The sequence below is a fragment of the Allobosea sp. genome, assembly GCF_017308015.1.
GTDB lineage: Bacteria > Pseudomonadota > Alphaproteobacteria > Rhizobiales > Beijerinckiaceae > Allobosea.
In genome coordinates, this window is record NZ_JAFKFW010000007.1 from 89,831 (window position 1) to 112,763 (window position 22,933).

21 protein-coding genes are annotated in these 22,933 nt (G+C 67.2%); 9 read left to right on the plus strand and 12 right to left on the minus strand.

What is annotated here, in order from left to right:
• Positions 1-14: 14 nt before the first annotated feature.
• The 6 genes from J0I42_RS08275 to mdoH all read right to left on the minus strand — a co-directional run bounded on the left by J0I42_RS08275 (position 15) and on the right by mdoH (position 6,929).
• Entirely contained in the window at positions 15-1,061 is a 1,047-nt protein-coding gene (locus J0I42_RS08275; protein ID WP_291654350.1) for an acyltransferase family protein, read from the minus strand.
• 34 nt (positions 1,062-1,095) lie between these two features.
• On the minus strand, positions 1,096-2,100 hold the full coding sequence (locus J0I42_RS08280; protein WP_291654351.1) for a glucokinase: 1,005 nt from the start codon (positions 2,098-2,100) through the stop codon (positions 1,096-1,098).
• Positions 2,100-2,879 (minus strand): 2-oxo-tetronate isomerase, encoded by a 780-nt coding sequence (otnI, locus tag J0I42_RS08285; RefSeq protein WP_291654352.1) that lies wholly within the window; start codon positions 2,877-2,879, stop codon positions 2,100-2,102. The genes J0I42_RS08280 and otnI overlap by 1 nt, the downstream gene beginning before the upstream one ends.
• A gap of 114 nt (positions 2,880-2,993) precedes the next feature.
• A complete protein-coding gene (locus J0I42_RS08290; RefSeq protein ID WP_291654353.1) occupies positions 2,994-3,971 on the minus strand; it encodes a hypothetical protein in 978 nt (325 codons plus the stop codon).
• Positions 3,972-4,359: 388 nt separating this feature from the next.
• Positions 4,360-5,118, minus strand: a complete 759-nt coding sequence (locus J0I42_RS08295) for an FkbM family methyltransferase (RefSeq protein WP_291654354.1) — start codon at positions 5,116-5,118, stop codon at positions 4,360-4,362.
• A complete protein-coding gene (gene mdoH, locus J0I42_RS08300; RefSeq protein WP_291654355.1) occupies positions 5,115-6,929 on the minus strand; it encodes a glucans biosynthesis glucosyltransferase MdoH in 1,815 nt (604 codons plus the stop codon). The genes J0I42_RS08295 and mdoH overlap by 4 nt, the downstream gene beginning before the upstream one ends.
• 81 nt (positions 6,930-7,010) lie before the next feature.
• Here mdoH and J0I42_RS08305 point away from each other — a divergent pair, with 81 nt between their 5' ends.
• From J0I42_RS08305 to J0I42_RS08320, 4 genes are read left to right on the plus strand one after another with little or no spacing between them, the layout of a single operon-like run.
• A complete protein-coding gene (locus tag J0I42_RS08305; protein ID WP_465247662.1) occupies positions 7,011-8,003 on the plus strand; it encodes a zinc-dependent alcohol dehydrogenase in 993 nt (330 codons plus the stop codon).
• A gap of 36 nt (positions 8,004-8,039) precedes the next feature.
• Positions 8,040-8,441 carry a 6-pyruvoyl trahydropterin synthase family protein gene (locus J0I42_RS08310; protein ID WP_291654356.1) on the plus strand — a complete coding sequence of 134 codons (402 nt, stop codon included), beginning with the start codon at positions 8,040-8,042 and terminating at the stop codon, positions 8,439-8,441.
• Positions 8,438-9,502, plus strand: a complete 1,065-nt coding sequence (locus J0I42_RS08315) for a glycosyltransferase family 4 protein (protein ID WP_291654357.1) — start codon at positions 8,438-8,440, stop codon at positions 9,500-9,502. Before J0I42_RS08310 ends, J0I42_RS08315 begins: the two co-directional genes overlap by 4 nt.
• The gene (locus J0I42_RS08320) at positions 9,502-10,341 is read left to right on the plus strand and encodes a small ribosomal subunit Rsm22 family protein (RefSeq protein WP_291654358.1); all 840 of its coding nucleotides are present in this window, start codon (positions 9,502-9,504) and stop codon (positions 10,339-10,341) included. The genes J0I42_RS08315 and J0I42_RS08320 overlap by 1 nt, the downstream gene beginning before the upstream one ends.
• A 107-nt stretch (positions 10,342-10,448) precedes the next feature.
• Here J0I42_RS08320 and J0I42_RS08325 read toward each other — a convergent pair whose 3' ends face one another.
• On the minus strand, positions 10,449-11,012 hold the full coding sequence (locus J0I42_RS08325) for a cytochrome b (RefSeq protein ID WP_291654359.1): 564 nt from the start codon (positions 11,010-11,012) through the stop codon (positions 10,449-10,451).
• A 256-nt stretch (positions 11,013-11,268) separates the two neighbouring features.
• Between J0I42_RS08325 and ribA the strand changes: the two genes are divergently transcribed.
• From ribA to J0I42_RS08340, 3 genes are all read left to right on the plus strand, one after another.
• Positions 11,269-12,396, plus strand: a complete 1,128-nt coding sequence (ribA, locus tag J0I42_RS08330; protein WP_291654360.1) for a GTP cyclohydrolase II RibA — start codon at positions 11,269-11,271, stop codon at positions 12,394-12,396.
• A 31-nt stretch (positions 12,397-12,427) separates the two neighbouring features.
• Entirely contained in the window at positions 12,428-14,791 is a 2,364-nt protein-coding gene (locus J0I42_RS08335) for a glycosyltransferase family protein (RefSeq protein ID WP_291654361.1), read from the plus strand.
• 104 nt (positions 14,792-14,895) lie between these two features.
• Complete coding sequence (locus J0I42_RS08340; RefSeq protein ID WP_291654362.1) at positions 14,896-16,428, plus strand: MFS transporter; 1,533 nt, start codon at positions 14,896-14,898, stop codon at positions 16,426-16,428.
• Positions 16,429-16,437: 9 nt separating this feature from the next.
• Here J0I42_RS08340 and J0I42_RS08345 read toward each other — a convergent pair whose 3' ends face one another.
• From J0I42_RS08345 to J0I42_RS08360, 4 genes are all read right to left on the minus strand, one after another.
• Entirely contained in the window at positions 16,438-17,298 is an 861-nt protein-coding gene (locus J0I42_RS08345) for a TIGR01459 family HAD-type hydrolase (RefSeq protein ID WP_291654363.1), read from the minus strand.
• Positions 17,298-18,236, minus strand: a complete 939-nt coding sequence (locus tag J0I42_RS08350) for a sugar kinase (protein WP_291654364.1) — start codon at positions 18,234-18,236, stop codon at positions 17,298-17,300. The genes J0I42_RS08345 and J0I42_RS08350 overlap by 1 nt, the downstream gene beginning before the upstream one ends.
• Before the next feature lie 258 nt (positions 18,237-18,494).
• Positions 18,495-19,742 (minus strand): coiled-coil domain-containing protein, encoded by a 1,248-nt coding sequence (locus J0I42_RS08355; protein ID WP_291654365.1) that lies wholly within the window; start codon positions 19,740-19,742, stop codon positions 18,495-18,497.
• 115 nt (positions 19,743-19,857) lie between these two features.
• A complete protein-coding gene (locus J0I42_RS08360) occupies positions 19,858-20,445 on the minus strand; it encodes a DUF1134 domain-containing protein (protein WP_465247663.1) in 588 nt (195 codons plus the stop codon).
• 295 nt (positions 20,446-20,740) lie between these two features.
• Between J0I42_RS08360 and J0I42_RS08365 the strand changes: the two genes are divergently transcribed.
• On the plus strand, positions 20,741-21,286 hold the full coding sequence (locus J0I42_RS08365) for a YHS domain-containing (seleno)protein (protein ID WP_291654366.1): 546 nt from the start codon (positions 20,741-20,743) through the stop codon (positions 21,284-21,286).
• An 11-nt stretch (positions 21,287-21,297) separates the two neighbouring features.
• On the opposite strand, the gene J0I42_RS08370 is transcribed toward J0I42_RS08365, so the two are convergent.
• On the minus strand, positions 21,298-22,131 hold the full coding sequence (locus J0I42_RS08370) for a 3'(2'),5'-bisphosphate nucleotidase CysQ family protein (RefSeq protein ID WP_291654367.1): 834 nt from the start codon (positions 22,129-22,131) through the stop codon (positions 21,298-21,300).
• A gap of 125 nt (positions 22,132-22,256) precedes the next feature.
• Between J0I42_RS08370 and chpT the strand changes: the two genes are divergently transcribed.
• Positions 22,257-22,898, plus strand: coding sequence for a histidine phosphotransferase ChpT (gene chpT / locus J0I42_RS08375; protein WP_291654368.1), 642 nt, complete (start codon positions 22,257-22,259; stop codon positions 22,896-22,898).
• Positions 22,899-22,933 lie beyond the last annotated feature (35 nt).

The window sequence follows — 22,933 nt, forward strand, 5'->3', positions numbered from 1 at the left end:
CTGAGCCGCCCCGCCTAGCCGCCGAGCCAGCGCCGGGCCAGCCGCGTCGCCGGCTTCTCGAAGAAGCGATAGACCAGCAGCGCCGCGACCACGGAACCGGCGAGTGCCAGCGCAATGTAGAGCGCAGGCGAATAAAGACCGAGCCGCAGCACGACCTCGCGCATCCCGCGGATCACGAAGGGATGGATGAGATAGAGCGCATAAGAGGCATCGCCCACCGCAGCCAGCGCCTTGACCGGCGGCAATGGCACGATGCCCTCGCGGCCGCAGCCGGCAGCAAGCATCAGCAGGATAGCCGCCCCTCCCCGCCACAACACGCTGCTCCACGGCCCATCCGTGCCCGGAATATGGGCAGCCATGACCAAGAGAGCGGCACCTGCCATTGCAACGGTGATCCGCACCGCCCCGTGCAGGCGCAAGCCCTTCTGCCTGAGGACGGCGATCCCCATCCCCGCCGCGAATTCGAGCACGATCGGTTGACCCCAGAAACCGAAGGGCGGTGACAGCGGCCCCTTCAGGCTCTCGACGCCGACCAGCAAAGCCAGCGCAAGCGTGATCGCCGGCAACGTCCAGGCTCGCGGCAGCATCAGGCCAGCCGCGAACAGGACGTAGAACAGCATCTCGTAATTCAGCGTCCAGCCCAGCGAATAGACCGGCTGAACCATCCCCTGCGTCGAAACCACCGGCCAGAACAGGTACGCGCCGAGAATCTGCTGGAGGCTCGGCGCGCCCGAGTTCAGCATCGTGGGAACCACGAGCCCGATCAGCAGGAACAGCGTCATCATCGCCCAGTAGAGCGGCACGATGCGCGCCAGCCGCCGCTTCAGGAACAGGCGCGCCGCACCGTCGCGCCCGAACAGGTCCTGCGAGGCATGGACCATGATGAAGCCGGAGACGACGAAAAAGATATCGACGCCCGCCATCCAGGGGAGGAGATCGCTGCGCGTGAAACTCAGTCCCGCACGCGCGGCGACCACGGCCGCATCCGGCTGGACATGGTGGATCGCCACCATGAAGGCCGCGAGCGCACGCAGAACCTGGATCGAATGGATGGGCTGCACGCGGACCTGAGGAAATGCTGATCGGAAAGGCCGCTCAGCCAAACCACAGCCGCTTGGGATCGTCGAGCCCGAAGCGATGGAGATTGGCGGCGATCGCAGCCAATCCCTGCTCGGCCGCATCCGTCGCGGTGATGACATGCAGGGCGAAACGCTCGGCCAGATCCTCCATCGGCGGCTTGCCGGCGAAGGCCGCGCGAATCGCCGCCTTGTCCGCCAGCGGCAGAAGATGCGGCGCGATGCCGCCGGCGATGTAGACGCCGCCCGTCGCCTTGAAGACGAGCGCGAGATCGCCGGCGACGCGCCCCAACAGGCGCCAGAAGCAGACCACCGCCATGAGCGCCGCCGGGTCGCCGTCATGCGCGAGACGGGAGACATCGGCCGCACTCACCTCGGCCTCCAGCATGCCGGAGGTCCGGGCCACCGCCTTGTGCAGACGCACCAGCCCGTCGCCACTCAGGAGATGCTCGACGGTGAGGCGCGGGATGCCCTCGCTCAGCGCCGGCCAGATTTTCTGCTCCGTCTGATCCTCCGGGCCGATGCCGATATGGCCGGATTCGGTGGGGATCAGCATGCCGCGCTCTGCCCGCATCAGGAGCGCCGCAGCGCCGAAGCCGGTTCCCGGTCCGAGCACCAGCTTCACGCCCTCAGGTTCCGGATCGCCTTCGACCAGTGTGGTGAGATCACCGGGCTGCAGGACCGCGAGCGAGGCGGAGAGCGCCTCGAAATCATTGACCATCAGTCCCTGGGTCAAGCCCAGCGCGCCCGCGATCCGCGGCCCGTCGAGATGCCAGGCGGCATTTGTCAACTGCGCCTGCCGACCGTCGAGCGGGCCGGCCACCGCCAGCACGGCGGAGCGGGGCTTCTCCGGCATATCGGCGAGAACAGCACTGAAGGCCGCTTCTGCCGTCGGATAACTGCCCGTGCCGATCCGGGCCAGCGGCTGGTGCCCGCGTTCCGCATCGCTCACCAGCGAGAGGCGACAATTGGTGCCGCCGATATCGGCGACGAGCACGGGATAGGAGATCGAGGGCGGGCGCATCAGAGCGGCTTCCGCCAGGGCGCGAACCAGCCGAGCCCTTCGAGCGTGCCGGCCTCCGGCCGGTACTCGCAACCGACGAAACCGTCATAGCCGAGGCCGTCGAGCTCATTGAACAGCACCGGATAGTCCGGTCCGGAGGTGTCGGGCTCGTGACGGCCATTGGCGCGGGCGATCTGGACATGGCCGACGAGCGGATAGAGCGCCTTCAGCTTGGCGGGTACGTCGCCGTGGATCAGCTCGCAATGATACATGTCGAATTGCAGCCGGACATTCGGCCGGCCGGATTCGCGGACATAGGCCGCGGCCTGGTCGAAATCATTGAGGAAATAGCCCGGCATGTCCTTGCCGTTGATCGGCTCCAGCAGCAGGTCGATGCCGTGCTCGCCGAGCTTGTCGGCGGCGTAGGCCAGCGAGGCCCGATAGGTCCTCTGCGCGACGGGGTCATTGGGATCGACAAGACCCGCCATCATGTGCAGACGCTTGACCCCGGTTTCGTGGACGTAAGCCAGCGCGGTATCGACCGACGCCCTGAACTCGTCCTCGCGGCCCGCCAGCGAAGCGATACCGCGCTCGCCCTTGACGAAATCGCCGGGCGGCAGGTTGTAGAGTGCCTGCGTGAGGTTGCCGCCCGCCAGGGCCAGCCCGACCTGCTCGGGCGTATGCTCATAGGGAAACAGAAATTCGACCGCCTCGAACCCCGCCTCGTTGGCCGCCCTGAAGCGATCGAGGAATTCCCATTCGGTGAACATCATCGACAGGTTGGCGGCGAAACGCGGCATGGGTCTCTCTGCAGGCTGGGCGGTATCGGTCGCCGCAGGCTAAACCGATGCGCCCGCCGCGTCATGGCCAAACGCGGCAGGGAGGCAATGCGTTCCGTTGAGACCGGCCGGGCCTCACTTCTTCTCCGACTTCGGCGGCGGGTTCGGATCGGTCGAGAAGCGCCGGAACACCATGTCGGGCGAAGAGGTGTTGTGGCGCGAATGCGTCGTGCGCCCCATCCAGATATCGGTCGCCTTGCCGCCGGGGTATGACATCAGCGCCTCCTCGCGCCAGCCCTTGGCGCCGGGCTCGCGCAGGGCGATGCGGGCGACGTCGTTGTTGAACTCGGTGACATACATCGAGCGCAGTGCCAGGAAGCCCTTGCCGCCGGTCACCGGCTGGTCGAGCACGGCATCGAGCACCATCCGGTTCTCATCGACGCTGTCGAGTTTCAGGCTGCCGGAGGAGCCGTCCTTGAAGTTCAGCTTGAAGGTCAGCGTCTTCGGCTCGAATTCGATCTCCCTGATGTTCACGACCGGGCGCCCCTCCTGCTCGATCGGCCCGAACAGGAAGGAGGAACCGTAGGAAGAGAAACCGAGATGCTCCGGCGGCAGCGGCCGGGCACGCCAGTTGCCGTCCTGCGGATAGACGACGAGCACCTCATGTGACTTGTCCTTGCCGAGCTTCCAGAGCTGGACGAGATGCAGGTTCTTCTCGACGCGGTCGCCGACACGGAAGGTCGCCTCGGCCGGGCGCCAGAAGCTCGGGAAGGTGTAGCCGACCAGCCAGTAGTCGATCGATTCGTAGAAGGTGACGCGGCGCGGCGGCGAAGGCGGCGTGAAGGACGGATCACCCTTCATGTCGCAATTGGTCCAGTCGGCGTCCCAGTTGTCGCGCACGAGCCCGGCGACATAGGCCGGATGCGCGGCCTCGATCTGGAAGCGCCGCACCTCGGGCGAAACCACCTTGATCGTCACGTTGTCCTTCTCGGCGCAGAGCACCGGCTCGGATTCGTTCTTCACCTCGACGGCAACCTCGCCTGCCGCCCGCGCAACCGTCAGCGAGGCGAGAAGAGCGAGTGAAACCGCGAGAGGGCGAAGAAAGCGGGTCATGACGATCCTTGATGTCAGTTTCGGAGAACAGCTTGAGCGCGGCCGGATGAACCGCGGCTGACCAAAGTGGGGCGCCTCGATGGCGCGCCGCGGCAACGAGGCCGCTTCCGGCGCTGCTGCAAACGGAAGGCGCACGAGCTCCCACATCCGCAACCTATGGGGCGATCGATGCGGCCGCTGCTTCTTGGTGCCGGGCAGATGACGGCGTTGACTGCACTGGTTCATTCGGTCGTCGGCGAGAGGCTGATCTTCCGGCAACTGCGCAGCAGCGGCATCGTTCCGACCGAAGAAACTCCGCTGCTGCGAGAGGGCCATCCCGGTTGGTTCAGCCTGCCGATCGCCGCGCCCCTGGCTTGGCTTGGCTCGGCGGCGGCCTTTAGCCGGGGGCTCAGGCCGTCAGAATGGCGTAGACATCGCCCGAATTGGCCTCATGCGGCAGGCTGCGCAGATAGTCGCCCATCGCCTCGGCACTCGCTGGCTCGCCGAGTTCGAGCCTCTGGCTCTCGCCGATCGCGACATTGAAGCGATAGGGGCCGAGCGTCTCGAGCAGGGCAAGGCAGGCTTCGGCAACCTCGCGCTGGATCGTCGTGAACTCGAAGGAGATCACCGGCACCGCCCTCGTCAGGCCGGCCAGCACATGCGCCTCGAAGCCCTCGACATCGATCTTGAGCAGCTTCGGCAATCCGAAGCGCAGGATCAGGCGGTCGAGCGTGGTACAGGGTACCGCAATCTCGTGATCCCAGATTTGCCCTTCCCAGCCATCGGCCCCGGCGGCTGCGCCGATGAAGGCGGCCGAAGCCGTCGAGACCGTGGGATTCTCGCTGTTGATCCTGAGTGCGATCGTGCCTTCGTGGTCGCCGCAAGCGGCCTCGACCAGCGTCACCAGCGGGTCGCGCCGATGGATAAGGCGGATGGCGCGGGCCGGACCGGGCTGCGGCTCGAGCGCAACCACCCGCGCACCCAGCCGGCGGAAGGATGAAATCCGGTCGCCCACATGGGCGCCGATATCGAAGGCGAGATCTCCGGGCGCCAGGAACTCCCCATAGAGCCGATCCATCGCCGCATGACGCTCCTTGTCGCCGTAATAAATGCGCAGCGAGCGCGACAGCGCCTTCACCGTTCCCTTGGGATAGGCGACGGCGTTCATGCCGCCTCCGCATCGCGGATGGCGGCAAGCACCGGCGGCAGGTCGAAATCCTCGGGGATGCCGCAGAGCCCGCGCCGCGCCAACCAGGCCCCGCAGCCCGGCGCCGCCGTCAGCATGGCGAAAGGGATCGCCAGCACATAGCCGGCAGTCAATGGCAGCGACCAGACCAGAACCACCGGCGCCACCATGCCCAGCGCGGCGAAGAGATAGACCCCGAACAGCAGATGCGGCCACAAGCCCGCGAAAGCCGTCGCGAAGGACAGGGCATGAGCGTCGCGCGCCTGCCCGTTCCAGCCGATCTTCGCCCGCCCGCAGGCGAGCCCGATCATGAACAGCGTCGTGCGAAAACTTGAAATCGCGCCCTGCAGGAAGGCAAAGGCGAGTTCGACCGCCGCCGAGACTAGAAACCGCGCCTTGCCGCCATAACGCTCGGCCCCGCCTCGCGTCAGCAGGATATCGGCAAAGCCTGCGAGCTTGGGCGAGAGATACATCCCGAGGAACAGGAGATAGAGCCCGAGGGCAAGCGCAGCCGGATAATCGGCAATCGCCCGATCCTCGAAGGCCTTCAGCGGCAGGAGCGCGATCATCAGCGTCCAGGCCGGCAGGCCGAGGAACATCAGGATCGCCCATACGAGCTGGAAGCGGCTCATCGGTTTGAGGCCGGGCAGGTCGACCAGCTTGAGATATTGCAGATTTCCAAGGCACCAGCGCAGGTCGCGCTTGGCGAATTCCAGCATGGTCGGCGGGTTCTCTTCCCAGCTTCCGCCCTCGACCGGCAGCACGCGCACCTCGAAGCCTGCCCGGCGCATCAAGGTCGCCTCGACCTGGTCGTGGCTCATCACCGCTCCGCCCAGAGGCGGCCCGCCCGGCAGCACCGGCAGATGGCAGTGATCACGGAACGGCGCGATCCGCACCAGCGCGTTATGTCCCCAGAACGGCCCACAATCACCGCTCCACCAGGCCGAACCCATGGTGTAGGGCCGCATGCCGTGGCGCATGCCGAACTGGAAGATGCGGGCGAAGGCCGAACGGCTGGGCATGCCGACCACCAGACTTTGCAGGATTCCGAGCTTCGGATGCGCCTGCATCATTCGGGCCATGCCGAGGATCGTCTCGCCCGCCATCACACTGTCGGCATCGAGCGGCAGCATCAATTCATAGCGCTCGCCCCAGCGTTCGCAGAAATCGCGGAGATTGCCGGCCTTGAACCCGGCATTGTCGCTGCGGCGGCGGTAGATCAACCGCGCCGGATCGCCGACCTCGCCCGCCCAGGCTTCGGCCAGTTCCTCCTCGGCTGCTGCGATGGCGGGATCGTTGGTATCGGAGAGAACGAAATAATCGAACCAGCCCCCCTCTCCGGCCGCATCGAGACTGTCCTTGACGACCTTGAGCCTGCGGAAGGCGCGCGCCGGGTCCTCGTTGCGCAACGTCATCAGGACGGCGATACGCAGGGCCAGCGGCCTCGCCTGCTCGCTGGCAGCGACGAAGGGCACGACCTCGGCCAGCCCATCCGCCTTGCCATGCAGCAGCCAGAGCCCGATCGCGGCGTTCCAGAAGCCGAGCACGGTCCAGGGCGCCCCGAACATGAAAGCAACGAAGATCGCGATATCCGCGACGCTCCAGCCACCCGCGCCGAGCACGTGCGCCAGCCCGGCGAGCAGCAGCGCCAGTGTTCCGAGATTCAGGAAGAGGACGAGGAACCGCCGGCGGCGCAGCACCGTTTCCGCCTGCAGTCCGGCCGGCGTGAGCCCGCCCGGCCCGGCCTCTTGCGCCGTCCGCCGGAACGTGGTCGGAGCGGAACGCTGGTTCATGGCGGTCTCTGTCATGATAGGCAGACAGGCTCGGACGGACGGGATCGGACGCGAATGGCGCGGGAGCTAAAGCCTGCAACAGTGATTGACGCAAGGGCCAAGGCTCTTGCGCTTTGGTATATAGCGCCTCGTGAATGCAACCTGAACGAAGCTATCCTGCCTGCCCTGCAGCCGGACGACTGCCTGCTGACGACGCTCTGGAGCGGCGTCAGCCGCGGCACCGAGCGGCTGGTCTGCGAGGGCCGCGTGCCTGGCTCCGAATACAAGCGGATGAGGGCACCGTTTCAGGAGGGCGACTTCCCGTTTCCCGTCAAATACGGCTATTGCGCCGTCGGCCGCATCGACACTGGTCCGCCGGACCTGCGCGGCCGCATCGCCTTCTGCCTGCACCCGCATCAGGACCGTTTCGTCGCGCCGCGCGGCAGCCTCGTTCTCGTGCCCGATGCGGTGCCGCCCCGGCGCGCCATCCTCGCCGCCAATCTGGAGACGGCGCTGAACGCCCATTGGGATGCCGGTTCCGGCCCCGCTGACAAGATCGTGATCGTGGGTGGTGGTGTTCTCGGCCTGCTCGTCGCCTGGCTGGCCGCTCGCTTGCCGGGCGCCGAGGTCACACTCGTCGACATCGAGCCCGGCAGGGCTAAGCTCGCCGCCATGCTGGGCTTTCGCTTCGCGCTGCCCGATGCTGTGCCACACGACGCCGACATTGTCTTTCATGCCAGCGCGACGGCAGCGGGTCTCGAAACCGCCATCGCGGCCGCGGGCACCGAGGCGCGCATCGTCGAGCTGAGCTGGTATGGCGAAGGCGCGGTTCCCGCCGCGCTCGGCGGCGCCTTCCATGCGCGCCGTCTGCAGCTCATTTCCTCGCAGGTCGGCCTGGTCTCGGCCTCGCGGCGCGCCCGTTGGAACTATGCCCGCCGGGCTCAGGCTGCCATAGCCCTGCTTGCCGACGACCGGCTCGATGCGTTGATTACCGGGGAGGTCGCCTTCAAGGACCTGCCGCGGCGTCTGCCCGGCTTGTTGGTGCCGGGTGCCGCTGGCCTGACGGCCGCGATTTGCTATGAAACGCAGCCCTGACCCGGCTGCATCGCCAGCCCACCCTTGGGAGATCGCATGTTTTCCGTCGAAGTCCGCGACCGCATCATGATCGGACATTCCCTGCCCGATCCCTTCTTCGGTCCGGCGCAGAACATGCACGGCGCCACTTTCGTCGTGGACGTCGCCTTCTTCCGCGAGGCGCTGAACAGGCAGAACGTCGTCGTCGATATCGGCGCGGCGCTCGAGACCCTCGCCGAGACCCTGAAGCCGTTGAAATACCAGAATCTCGACGCGCTCCCGCAATTCGCAGGCGTGTTGACCACCACCGAATTCCTCTGCAAGCACATCTTCGATGCCATGGCGGTTGCGGCGAAATCCGGCGCGCTCGGAGCGGATGGCACGAGCCTCGCCCGCATCCGCGTAACCCTTCACGAGACCGATCTCGCCCGCGCCAGCTACGAGGGTGCGCTTGCGTGAGCGGCATCTGCTTCGCCATCCCCGGCGACATCGATGCGCCGACCGGCGGCTACGGCTATGATCGGCGGCTCCTGCGCGAATGGCGCGAAGCCGGCATAGAGGCCAGCCATCTCGCCCTGCCCGGCTCGTTTCCTTTTCCGACGGGAACCGACCTTGCGACGACCGAGCGTCTACTCGCCGCAACGCCCCCCGGTCACGCCCTGCTCATCGACGGCCTCGCCTTTGGCGCCTTTCCGGAGGCTCTTGCGGTGCGGCTCGGCGACCGGCTGATCGCGCTGGTCCATCATCCGCTAGCGCTGGAAACGGGGCACAGCCCCGGGACGGCAGAGGCGCTGCGGCGCAGCGAAGCCCGGGCGCTGCGTCATGTGCGCGCTGTCGCGGTGACCAGCACCGCGACACAGCTCATCCTGGAAGCCGAGTTCAGCGTCCCTGCCGACAAGATTGCTGTCGCGATACCCGGCACCGACCCGGCGCCCCGTGCAAAAGGCTCCACCCACGGCAAAACGGCGCACCTGCTCGCGGTCGGCTCGCTCATTCCCCGCAAAGGCTACAGCGTTCTCGTCGAGGCGCTGGCGAGGATCGCGGACCGCCGCTGGACACTGACCATCGTCGGCTCGCCCGATTACGCGCCGACTACCGCAGCGGAGCTGCGCGCGGGGATCGCGCGCGCCGGGCTTTCCGAACGCATCGCGCTGACGGGAGCCGCGGGCACCGAAGCGCTCGCCCAACTCTATGACGAAGCGGATCTTTTCGTGATGTCGTCGCTCTATGAAGGCTACGGCATGGTGCTGACCGAGGCCCTGGCACGCGGCCTGCCGATCGTCACCACGTTGAGTGGTGCCGGCGCCGAGGCCCTGCCCGATGGCGCTGCCCTCAAGGTGCCGCCCGGCGATGTCGCGGCACTTGCCAAGGCGCTTTCGAGGCTGATTGATGCGCCGGCAGAGCGTCGGCAGCGTGCCGATGCCGCGTGGGCTGCAGCCGGCCATCTGCCGCTCTGGAGCGAGACCGCGCGCATCGTCGCTGAGGTTTGCCTGCGCGGCGACAGCCGAAAGGTGGAATAATGGCTGGTTTCTCTCCGGAATGGCTCGCCTTGCGCGAGCCGGCGGATCATGCGGCGCGCAATCCGCAGGTTCTCGCGGCGGTCGGCGGCCATTTCGCCGACAAGGCTTCGCTCTCGGTGCTCGACCTGGGTTGCGGCGCCGGCTCGAACCTGCGCGCTGCCTACGCCATCCTGCCGGACCGCCAGCACTGGACGCTCGTCGATCATGACGCCGCGCTTCTCGGCTTCGCCCGCGAACGCCTGACGCACTGGGCAGACGAGGCCCGTGAACAGGGCGAAGAGCTCGTTCTCGCCAAGGACGGCAAGACCATCACCGTCGATACGCGCAAGATCGACCTGAACACCGATCTCGAATGGGTTCTGGGCTGGCAGCCGGATCTCGTCACGGCCGCTGCACTGTTCGATCTCGCCTCGAAGCGCTGGATCGAGCGCTTCGTCGCGGCACTGGCGGCCCAGCACCTGCCGCTCTACACCGTGCTGACCCATGACGGCCGCGAATCCTGGCTGCCTGAGCATCTGGCCGATGCCGGCATCCATGCCGCCTTCACCGATCACCAGCACCGCGACAAGGGTTTTGGCCCCGCCACCGGCCCCGATGCCTGCAAGGTCATGGCGGAAGCCTTCCGCAAGTCGGGTTTCGCTGTTTCGAGCGGCGACAGCGACTGGCTCCTCGACGCCACGCGGCGCCCTTTGCAGGAAGCCTTGGCCGAAGGCATCGCCGCAGCCGTCGGCGAGACCGGCCGTCTCGATCCAAAGGCCATCGCGGATTGGCTCGCGGCACGCCGCGAAGCCGAGTCCGCCATGATCGGCCATCAGGACCTCTGGGCCCGGCCGATTTGAGCATTCGCTCCAGAATCAGGCGCTCAGCCCGAAGAGCGCTCCACAGAAGCGTGTCTCGAAGGAAGCTCCCGAACCTTCTGGAACATCCTTCGAGGCGCAGGTTGCGCCTACTTCGCCCAAGGCAGCATGCGCCGCATCACTCCATCCCTGAGGATCAGGCGGTGGTGAAGCGCGGCACCGATATGCATCAACGCCAGCGCTCCGGTCGCCAGAGCGAGCTTGCCGTGAATGCCGAGCACGCGCTTGGCCATCTCCTCGTCGGGCTTCGTCAATGCCGGCAGATCGAACAGATCGAAGATCGTCAGCGCCGGAAAGAGCGAAACCCCGATCCAGCCGAGCAACGGCACGACGATCAGCAGGCCGTAAAGCAGCCAATGCACCAGATGCGAAGCGGCCTTCTGCCACCAGGCCAGTGTCGGCTCGTCCTGTGGTACCCCGTGCAGCAGGCGATAGGCGAGCCGGCCGGCCATCAGCCAGAGCAGCAGGAAGCCGGTGAGCCTGTGCGCGCTGTAGAGCCCGTTCGTCAGCTCGTCCCAGATATTCAGGACATTGCCGCGATAGCTCATGGCAAGTCCGACCGGGATCATCACGAGCACCGCGGCCACTGTCACCCAGTGCAGCGCGCGGGCAGTCGGGCTGTAGACATGGGTTGCCGGCATCTCGCCTTGCATCGGAAAGCCTCCTGATCTGCTGCCGGGACGATATTCATCTCACGTTCAAGCGCGAGCGCCCATAGGATCGCGATACGCTGCGAAGGTTCCCGTTTTCGCCTGCCGACAGATGCCATCTGACGTTGTTTTGATCGTGGAACCCGCGCCGCGCCGGCCACGTTGCTGGCAGAGCGCAATGCAAGGCCCTATATCGATACCCGATGGTGCCCTGGATGCCCCCTCGGCCGGTCGCCGGCCCAATCTGACGGACTTTTCGATGCCTGAGTCGCGTACGCTCTTTGGCCCATCCCTCCAGACGGATCTCGTGAAGGTCGAACGTGCGATTGCCGAGTTTCGCGCCGGCCGCCCGGTCCTGCTCCGCGATGGCGAGCTGCTGGCACTCGCTCTCTCCGCCGAACTCGCCGACACCGAACTCGCCCGCCGCTTCGACATGCTGGCTCAGGGGCGCGGACATCTCGTGCTGAGCGCCGCGCGCCTGCGCCGTCTCGGTGCCAGGGGGCGTCTGGAGACCGGCATTTTCGCGTTGCCCACCATTGATACCGTTCGCATCGAGACCCTTGCCCTCAAGAGCGACGGCCGCATGGATGCTCCCGTCGCCCCGGCTTCTGCCCTTGATGAAGCCGCGCTGGAACTCGCCCGCCTGTCTCTGGTGCTGCCGGCTGTGATCCTCGTCCCGGTGAGTGCCGAAGCGGTCGCGAACGAACCCCTCGTCGACGTCGGGATCGACGCCGTGAACGGCTATCGCACCGAGCAGGCGGCAACACTGAAGATCGTCGGCCGCGCGCCCGTGCCGCTCGAAGGCGCGCCCGACACCGAATTCGTCGTCTTCCGCGGTGGCGAGGGCCTGCGCGATCAGGTCGCGATCATCGTCGGCAAGCCCGATCTGTCGGCTGCCGTGGCGGTGCGCCTGCACTCGGCCTGCCTGACCGGCGATCTTTTCGGCTCGCTGAAATGCGATTGCGGCGACCAGTTGCGCGAGACCGTGCAGTGGATGGCCGAGAACGAGGGCGGCATCCTGCTCTATCTCGACCAGGAAGGCCGCGGCAACGGCATCTCCAACAAGATGCGTGCATACAGGCTGCAAAGCCAGGGCTGGGACACCTATGACGCTGACGAGGTCCTTGGCTTCGATCTCGACCAGCGTCATTTCGACTTCGCTGCGACCATGCTGAAGCAGCTCGGCGTTTCCAGCGTCGTAGCCCTGACCAACAACCCGCAGAAGATCGGCGCGATCGAGGCGGCCGGGCTCGAGGTCGCGGCGACGCAGCGCGTTCTCGGACGTCCGAACGCGCATAATGTCCGCTATCTCGCTTCCAAGCGCGATCGTGCCGGCCATTTCATCGACATGGACGCGCTGATGGCGCGCGCCGCCCCGACGGATTGACCGCGTTCCCGCCCGCAATCAGGCCAGGCTGATGCCCGCGCCCGAACACACTGTTCCCGACAGTCCCGCACGCTGGCCGCTCGCCAGCGTCTGCGCGATCGTGTTCATCGCCTGGCTCGCCTTGTCCTGGCCCTGGCTCTCCGGCACGCTCACGATCCCCTGGGATGCCAAGGCGCATTTTCATCCCCAGCTCCAGTTCCTCGCGGATGCCTGGCACAAGGGCCTCTCGCCCTTCTGGACGCCCTATGTCTTCTCGGGATCGCCGCAGGTCGCGGACCCGCAATCCCTGATCTTCTCGCCCTCCTTCGCCCTGATTGCCGCGCTGAACCCGACTCCCGACTTCCGCTGGAGCGACGGTGCCCTGCTCGGCACGCTGCTGCTCGGCGCTCTGTCGATCGTCCTGATCTTCCGAGATCGCGGCTGGCATCCGGCCGGTGCGGTGATCGCCGCTCTTTCCTTCGCCTTCGGCGCGGCAGCGGCCTGGCGCATCCAGCATGTCGGGCAGGTGCTGAGCCTCGGCTATTTCGCGATCACGCTTGTCCTGCTGTCGCGAGCGCTGGAGCGCGGCTCCATCGCCTATGGTTTCGCCGCCGGTATTGTTTCCGGCTTCATGGTGCTGGGGCGCGATCAGGTCGCCCTGCTCGGCGTCTATGTCCTTGCCGGGCTCACCATCGCCGCGATCCTGATGGCGCAGAGCCCGTGGCGCGCCTTCCGCGCGAGCCTCCCGCCACTCATCGCCGGCACGTTGGGCGCCATCCTCGTCGCGACGATCCCGATCCTTTTGACCGCCTTCATCGCACAGGAATCGAACCGCCCCGCCATCGATTTCGTCGAGGCCGGCAAGGGCTCGCTCCACCCGGCAGCTCTGCTGACCGGGCTCTTCGCCAATCTCTACGGCGCCGCCGGCCCGCTCGCCGATTTCTGGGGCGCGCCGAGCCCCGCCTGGGAAGCGCGCTTCGGCCCCTTAAGCCTCTTCCTCGCCCGCAACATGAGCCAGCTCTATCTCGGCCTGCTGCCGATGGGCCTGATCCTGACCATCGGCCTCGTCCGTGGCGCGCTCTGGCGGCGCGAGATCGTCCCGCTCACGGTCGCGGCGATCACCGTCCTGCTCTTCGCGCTCGGCCGCTACACACCGGCCTTCCGCGTGCTGTTCGAGCTCCCCGGCGTCAGCTTCTACCGCCGCCCGGCCGATGCGCTCTTCATCCTCGGTGCCCTGCTCGCGCTGCTCGGCGGCTACCTCACCCATCTCGTCATGACCGGCACCGCTCCCAAGGCGCGGCCCTGGCAGATCGCCCTCGAAGCCCTGATCTTCGCGGCCGCGCTCGCTCTCGCGCTCTGGCTCGCTTGGGCGGTGGGCCGCGTTCCTGTCGCGACGATGCCGCTCGTCATCGCGGCGCTGTGCGGCGTGCTGTCGCTGGGCGGCCTCGTTGCCGCACGCGGGCTCGCAAGGCGCGGCTCCCTCCTGGCCGCAGCCGTCGTGCTCGCTGCGACGCTGACAATGGATCTCTCGGTCAATAATGGCCCGAGCGAATCCACCGCCCTGCCGGCGCAAACCTATGACGTGCTGCGCAAGGACAGCAGCAACGACACCATCGCCCTGCTCAAGCGCGAAACTGCCCGCACCATGGCGCCCGATCGAAGGGACCGCATCGAACTCGCCGCCATCGGCTTCCACTGGCCGAACGCCAGCCTCGTCCACGATCTCGACAACACGCTGGGCTACAACCCGCTGCGCCTCGGCCTCTACACAAAGGCGACCGGCGCCGGAGACCATGTCGCGCTGCCGGACCAACGCACCTTTTCCCCGCTGATGCCGGGTTACCGCTCCCTGCTCGCCGATATGCTCGGCCTGCGCTTCATCGCCACCGGCGTGCCCGTCGAACAGATCGACAAGCGTCTGAAACCCGGCGACCTCCGGCAGATCGCCCGCACCAGGGACGCCTTCGTCTACGAGAACCCGCGCGCCCTCCCGCGCGTGCTGCTGGTGACCGACGCCCGGAAGGCGGATTTCGACTCCATCCTGAAGACCGGCGAATGGCCTGATGATTTCGACCCGCGCCGCACCGTGCTGCTCGACCGCGATCCCCCGCCGTTGCCGACCGGCCCTCTTGGGCCGGACAGCGTCGCGATCCGCGATTACGGCACCACGACCGTGACGCTCGCTGCCGAGACGGCGCGCGGCGGCTATCTCGTGCTCAACGATGTCTGGCACCACTGGTGGCAGGTCGAGATCGACGGCCAGCCCGCCGAATTGCTGCGCGCCAACGTCCTGTTCCGGGCCGTCATCGTGCCGCCCGGAAAATCGACGGTGCGCTTCGTCTTCCGCCCGCTGCAGGGCCTCTGGCGTGATATCGCCGCGCATCTGCACAAGAATGCGGCAACGCAGCCCGGATAGCGGCCAGCCTTCCGCCGAACGTGCAAAACGGCCTCTCCTGCCAATTTCCGCCGCGCTATCGTGGCAGAGAGCGCCCGCCTGATAGCCAGACTTGCGAGAGGACCATGACAGCGGCACCCGCTTCGACCGGCGGAGAGACGAAGGCAACGCGGCGCGAATGGCTCGGCCTGATCGCGATCGCCCTGCCCTGCATGATCTATTCGATGGATCTGACGGTGCTGAATCTCGCCGTGCCCACGCTGACCCGCGAGCTGAAGCCGGGCGCGAGCCAGCTCCTCTGGATCATCGACATTTACGGCTTCATGGTCGCGGGCTTCCTGATGACAATGGGAACGCTGGGAGACCGCATCGGCCGGCGTCGCCTACTGATGATCGGTGCCGCCTTCTTCGGTGTCGCCTCGACCGTCGCCGCCTTCTCGAACAGCGCGGAGATGTTGATCGCGATGCGCGCCGTGCTCGGCATCGCGGGCGCGACGCTGGCCCCCTCGACGCTCTCGCTGATTACCGTGATGTTCACCGACGAGAAGGAACGCACCTTCGCGATCTCGATGTGGATCGCCAGCTTCTCTGTGGGCGCCATCGTCGGCCCCATCATCGGCGGCTTCCTGATCGAGTACTTCTGGTGGGGTTCGGTCTTTCTCATCGCGGTGCCGCCGATGCTGTTGCTGCTGGCGATCGGCCCGCTCCTGCTGCCGGAATACCGCGCGCCGCATGCCGGCCGCCTCGATATCCCGAGTGCCCTGCTTTCGCTCGCCGCCGTGTTGGGACTCGTCTACGGCATCAAACACTGGGCGGCCGAGGGCTTCGACTGGCCGGTCGCCGCCTCTGTTCTCATCGGCCTCGCCTTCGTCCTGATCTTCATCCGCCGCCAGAAGCGGCTCGCCGATCCGATGGTCGATCTCGCCATGTTCCGGATACCCGCCTTCCGGGCCGCGCTGGCGATCAACCTCGCCGGCATCCTGTTTATGTTCGGCAGCTTCATCTTCATGGCGCAGTATTTCCAGCTCGTCGCCGGATTGACGCCGCTCCAGGCCGGGCTCTGGTCCCTGCCCTCGGCCATCGCTTTCACGCTCGCCTCCTTCGTCACCCCGACGCTGGTGGGGCGTTACAGGCCTGCGACGTTGATGGCGGGAGGCATGGCGCTCTCGGCCCTCGGGTTCGTCTGGCTCGTCTTCGCGCCGAGCCTGATCCAGATCGTCGCGGCTGGCGTCGTGTTCTCGATCGGCTTCACGCCTGTGATCACGCTGACGACCGGCATCGTCGTGGGTTCGGCCCCGCCGGAACGCACCGGCGCGGCCTCGGCCATGTCGGAAACCGCTGTGGAACTCGGCGGCGCGCTCGGCATCGCCGTGCTCGGCAGCCTTGGCGCCGCGCTCTATCGCAATCGCATGGCGGATGTCGCCGTGCCCGGCATCGGCGCGGAAGCACTCGCGCCGGCCCGCTCGACCCTGGGCGGAGCGCTGGCATTGGCCTCCGGGCTCTCGCCCGATCAGGCCGGGCCGATGCTGGCGCGCGCCAGCGAAGCCTTCATGGTCGGCTTCCGCGCGGCTGCCGTGCTCTCGATCGTCGGCATGCTGTTCTGCATCGTCGTGACGCTGACGACCCTGCGCGACGCCAAGCCCGGCGGCGCGCATTGACACCGGCCGTCAGGCCAACGCCCCCATCGCCGCGATCGGCTGGAGGGGAAGACCGTCCAGCACCTTGGCGAGGCCTGGGGGATCAACCTCGCCGCCCCGCATCGTCTCGTCGCGATGGATGCCGCCGGCGATGAACAGGCTGTCGAAGCCCATCAGGCGTGCGCCAGCCAGATCCGTGCGGACTGCATCGCCGATCACCAACACCTTGCCGGGATCGACCGAACGGCCGCCGCGCGCGTCGGCGGCCGCAGCGAGCGCGAGGTCATAGGCCGGGCGATAAGGCTTGCCGGCCCAGGCGACGGAGCCGCCGAGCTCCTCGTAGATCGTGGCGAGGGCACCGGCGCAGGGCAAAAGATCCTCGCCGACATGCACGACGAGATCGGGGTTGCCGCAAATGAACGGCAGGCCGCGCCGGACGAAACGCTCCAGCAGCGGCCCGTACTGCTCCGGCGTCTCGGTACGATAGTCGTTGAGCTCGGTCGCCACGACGATATCCGCCTTGTCCTCGCCGACCAGCTCGACATCGAGCCCGTCGAACACGGCCCGGTCGCTCTGCCAGCCGATATGATAGGCACGCTTGTGGTGGCTCTGTGCGATCAGCGCGCGCGTGACGTCGCCGGAGGTGACCAGCCGGTCCCAGGCCTCGCGCGGCACGCGCTTGGCATCGAGCAGCCCGGCGACCTGCTGCGACGGCCCCGGCGCGTTCGAGAGCAGCGCCACGGTGCCGCCGCGCTCGCGATAGGCCATCAAGGCCTCGCAGGCCGGCTCCAGCGCCCAAAGCCCGTCATGCACGACACCCCAGACGTCGCTGATCAACACATCGTAGCGGGCGAGGAGATCGCCCGCGCGCTTCAGAACCTGAACGCTCATCAGGAACGCGCCTCCGTGGCAATGCGCGCCTCGACATCGGCGCGGCGCGGCAGCGGGGCCACCGCGCCATAGCCCTGCGTCGACAAGGCCGCTGCGACATTGGCATAGGCGCCGGCGGCGAAAGCGTCACCCGTGCGCAGGTATTCGGCGAGGAAGGCGCCATCATAGCAATCGCCCGCACCGGTCGCGTCGATCGCATCGACCTTGATCGGCCGGAAACGTTCGCGCCGGACCGGCGTCGCCACCAGCGAGCCTTCATGACCGAGCGTCAGCGCGACCACCCGCGCACCGAGCCCGAGATAGAAATCGGCAATGGCATCGGGGTTGCTGAGCCCCGTGAGCTGCGTTGCGTCGTCGAAGCCGGGCAGGATGATGTCGGCCATGGCGCAGGCGGCATGGATGATGGCCCTGGCGCGCGTCAGCGGCCAGAGCTTCAGGCGCAGGTTGGTGTCGTAGGCGGTCAGAACGCCGGCCTTGCGGGCGGTATCGAACGCGTCGAACACCGCGTCGCAGGCGCTGGCCGAGATCGCCTGGCTGATGCCGGAGGCCTGGATGATCCGGGCGGAGCGGATCAGATCGCGCGGCAGGTCGCGCGAATCGTAGAGGCTCGCGGCCGAGCCGGCACGCAAATAGGAGAAGACATGGCCGGAGGGGCCGTGATCGACGAAATAGAGCCCCGTCGGCGCGCTCGGATGGGTCGCGACATGCCTGTCGTCGATGCCTTCGCGTTTCCACAGTCCGCGGATCGAATGGCCGGCGTTGTCATCGCCGAGCGCGCCGAGATAGCCGACAGACATGCCCTGGCGCGCCGCCGCGACCGCGCAGTTCGAGGTGTCGCCGCCATGGCCGAACAGGAAGGCGCCGCTCTCGGCGCGGGTCGCATTGAATTCGCCGAGCGGTTCGCCCAGGCAAAGCAGATCGAAGCGGCTGTCAGTCACGTTTCAAACCATTCAGATGGCGCGGAACGCCGGGGAACACGGCCTTCCTAGAGCATCGATTGGCAAAGTGAAATCCGCGACGGAGCACGCGCGATGGATTTCGGAAAACACAGTCATCCTGGATGGAGCGAGGATTCGGATTCCACGCCTGGACCTCGATCGAAAGCACTCAGGAATGGGTCCCGGGTCGAGCCCGGGATGACGCCGAGTTTCCCTGAAAGATCGGCAACGCTGGCGATGGCGATCCGAAGGCTACGCCTACTCCGCCGCTTCCCGCTTCGGAGCCGCGCTGATCAGCCGGTCCGCCAGCTTTACGATCTCCTGTCGCAGGGCCGCCTGATGGGCGCCCGTGCTTTCGGATCCCCTGCGCAGGGCCGAAATCTCGCCCATGAGCTGGCTTCGATCGGTCCTCGCCTGTGTCAAAGCGCCCTGTAGTGTCTGAAGTTCGGCCCGCAGCGTCGCGATCTGACCTTCGCGCTCGTTCTCGGCGTTCTGCAAGCTCGTGACTTCCTCTCGGTTCCTCTGCATGGCGGCCTCCTGATCGCTTTTCGCGGTAGCCAGCGCCTGCTCGAGCGCTCCCAGCGCCTCCTGCGTCGCGGTATGTTCCGCCATTTCCCGCCGGAGCTGCGTTTCGAACTGCTGTGCCGCCACGCCCGCCGTGCCGGCGCGGGCATCGGCCGCTGCGAGCCCGACCTCTGCCTGTGCGGCCCGCGCATCGAAGGCATCGGCCCGCACCCGCTCGCCATCACGCTCGCCCGTCATCGCACGAAGCGCCGCTTCGCTATGGGTCAGACGTTCCTCGGCTGTCGCGAGCTTGCCGGCAAGCTCGTCGCCTTTGGTTTGCAGCACCATGATGCGGGTTCCATCCTCGACCTGTGCGACCCGCAGCTTTTCGGCAGTGTTCCGGGTCTCGGCCAGTTCGCGCTCGCGTTCCGCCAACAGGGTCTCGATCCGCCCGACGGTCTCGCGCTCGCGCTCCAGTTCGCCGCTGCGCACCACCAGGTCGGCACCGGTACCCGACAGGGCCGCACGCGTCTCTTCCAGATTGCGTTCGAGGCTGGCGAGATCGGCGATCCTTTGCGCCAGCGTCGCAGCGGTTTCGCCATGACCGGCTCGCTCGCCCGCCAATGCAGCCTGCGTGTCGGCGAACTCGCTGCGCGTCTTCGCCAGATCGTCCTCGAGTTTGCCGATCCGGATGTCGCGTTCGCCGAGCTCGCGTTCCAACCGGCCGATCGTCATGTCGCGCCGGCCGAGTTCCTGCATCGCGCCGGCCTTGGCAGCGAAGCCGCGCTCCGCCTCCTGCTCGACTGAGCGCATGCGCAACGCGAGTTCGGCGCGCAGATGGTCGCGATCGGCGGCGATTTCAGCGAGTGACAGCGGGAATGCAGCCGCGGCTCGCTTGCGCGCCAACCGGTCGGCCCGCCGCGCCAGCGCCGGCACGGCTGCAATGGCCAGCAAGGCGGCGCAGAGGAAGCCGAGCGCAAACAGCATGGCGGCTTCGATCAAGTCTCAGAACTCCGGACTATGGGCTGAGATCGAACCTGCCATGGCGGCGGCGTCATGACCAGAGATCGTCGCCCGAACGTGACGGCGGCGGCCCCCTGGCAAGCGACGGCCCAAACTAGAACGGATTCCAGGTCGCCTGCGGCGTGAACTTGAGATAGCCGAGATTGACGCCGAGACGCCAGCCGACGCCGGTGCGGATCGGCACCACCGTGATGCCCTCGGCCGTCAGCGCGGTAAAGCCGAAGCCGCCGATGAAATAGGCCGAGCCGTCTATGCCGGCGAAGCGCTGGTAGAGCGCATCGACCATCGGCAGATTGTAGACGAGCATCATCGTGCGGGCGCCCTCGCCGCCGAAGTCGAAGCCGATCGAAGGCCCTTGCCAGAATACGCGGCGGTCGCCGGCATTGCGCGTGTAGAGCTGGCCTTCGCCGTAGCGCAGGCCGCCGACGAAGGCGCCGGAGGCTTCCTGGCCGAGGACATAGCCGTTCGGCTCACCCCAACGGCGGACCGCTTCCTCGATCGCCAGCGCAAGGCCGCGCGACACGTTGCCGAAGAACTTGTGCCCGGAGCCGACGAGCTCGTTCTGGCTGAACGACTGCTGGTTCTGGTAGTTCTGAGCCTGCGCGGAGAGCGGCATTCCGCTCAGGCTCGCGCCGGCCACGGCGAGACCGCCGGTAATCAGGTTGCGGCGGGTCTGGGTCATCAGCGACATCTCCAGGCAGGGCGCCAGACGAGGCAGAGCGCCGGGGCGGTTCGATCGTCCGTCCGGCCGGAACCGGTCGCGGCTGCGCGGCAGCCGGCCCGGGATGGGTACGAGACGGGCCGGGGGGCGGGCCGATCCTGGGCCATCCGCCGCCCGACCGAGCGTCGAAACACGATGCTCGGCGAATGCGAATCAATTCGGTAACGGATTTGATACGCCGCAAATCTATCCAAGGCGTGAAGATTCCGGAGAGCCGTTCGGCCCGGGACAGGACCTTCCAAGAGGATTTGATGCGATGAAGGCCGCAACAAGGCAGCGCTGGATCTCGCTCGCCGCGGGCTTCGTCTCGCTCTCGCCGATCGGACAGACGGCCCTGGCGAGCACCCCGCCGGCCGCGCCCGAGGCGGCGGTGCCCGCCCGCCTTCCGGCCTTGCCGGACATGCCCTCGCTCGGCGAAGTGATGCAGCGCGATCTTCACACTGGCCTCGCGATCAACGGCTTCGACCCGGTTTCCTATCGGCTCGGCACGCACCCCGTGGCAGGGCGCGCCGAGCATGAACTGATCCAGGATCGCTTCGTCTGGCGCTTCGCCTCGCAGGCCAATCTCGAAGCCTTTCGCGACGCTCCGGAAATCTACATGCCAGCCTTCGGCGGCTTCGACCCGACCGGCATCGCCAATGGCGTTGCGGTCGATAGCGACCCCAGCCTGTTCGCGGTGGTCGGCTCGCGGCTGTTCCTGTTCCGCTCCGCCGACAACCGCCAGCGCTTCCTGCGGGAAACCGGATTGCTGGCCCAGGCCGAACGTCGCTGGAGCACGGTTCTGCGCTTCGTGGCCCGCTGACCGGCGGCGGCTCAGCCGCCGCAATCCCCGGCGATGGCCCGCCGCGCCAAAGCTTCGCTCGATGCCGCCACGAAGGGCGGGTTGCGGAACTGGCGCTCGCTGCGGCCATAGTCGGGCAAGGCGCCGTCCAGGGTCAGCACGATCCCGCCTGCCGCCGATAGGATGGCATCGCCCGCCGCGATGTCCCATTCCATCGTCTGGCCGCAGCGGACATGCAGATCGGCCTCGCCCGAGGCGATCATGCCGAACTTCACCGCCGACGAGACCGGGATGCCCCTGCTGCAGCACATCGCCGCGGCGATGCCGTCGCTGCGCCGGTCGCCATGGAAACGGCTGACCAGCGCGACCGGCCCCTCGCCCGGCAGGTCCCGGACGCCCGTTCGCCGCGCCTCGCCGAGAAGGGCTCCATCCGGGGCGAAGTCCTGTTCATAGGCATGAGTGCCCGAGAACCAGAGCCGCCCCGTGGCCGGAGCCGCGATCGCGCCCGCGATCGGCCGACCGTCGCAGACGACCGCGATCGCGACGCAATAGCTGTCGCCGCCGGCGAGAAACTCGCGCGTACCGTCGAGCGGATCGAGCAGAATGAAGATGGCGCCAGGCGCGGCATCCTGAGCCGTTTCCTCGCTGACGATCGCAAAGCCGGGCAGCAGACGCGCCAGTGCTTCCTTGGCGGCACGGTCGGCCGCGAGATCGGCTGAACAAACCGGCGAACCGTCGCTCTTGAGCGTGACATCACGCGCGGCCCGCTTCGCCAGCAGGACGGCGGCGCTGATCGCGGCTGCTTCAGCAAGTTTACATCCCAGCCCCTCGCGATCGCGCAGGCGGGGATCGTCATGGCCGATCATCGCGGCCCTTCCTTCTCGCAATCGCCCGATATGGCGATTAACCACATGAAAACCAAGATGGCAGCATATCAAGCGGCAACGACGCCTCAATCCGGCGCATCCCCGTTTCCCAGGACCTCGCCCCCATGACCGACATCTCGCTCGAGCCGCTCGATCTGGCCGCGCTTCTTTGCAGCCGGGTCTGCCACGACGTGATCAGCCCGGTCGGAGCGATTGTCAACGCTCTCGAGGTTCTGGAGGAGGACGATCCGTCGATGCGCGATTTCGCGCTGGAACTGATCAAGAAGAGCGCGCGGGCCGCTTCCGCCCGCCTGCAATTCGCCCGCCTCGCCTTCGGTGCGGCCGGCTCCGCCGGTGCGATGATCGATCTCGGCGATGCCGGCAATGTCGCGAACGGCTTCCTCAACGACGAGAAGCTCTCGCTCGACTGGGAGGCTCCGCGCGCGCTGCTTCCGAAGAATCAGGTCAAGCTGCTGCTCAACCTGCTGGTGATCGCGACGCAGGCCGTGCCGCGCGGCGGCAAGCTGGTCTCGCGCGCCACGGTCGAGGGTGAGCAAGGCACGTTCGAGATCACCGCGACCGGCTCGCATGCCCGGATCCCCGCGCATGTCGAGGAACTCCTGGCCGGTCGCTCGGAGACAGGTACGATCGACGCCCATGCCGTCCAGCCGCTCTATACAGGCATGGTCGCTCGCGCCGCCGGGATGGACATCGCCTTCGCCATCGACGGCGATACGGTGACGATCAAGGCAGCCAGGACAAGCTGAACCACAACGGCCCGAACGGTGGTTACCGGTCGAGA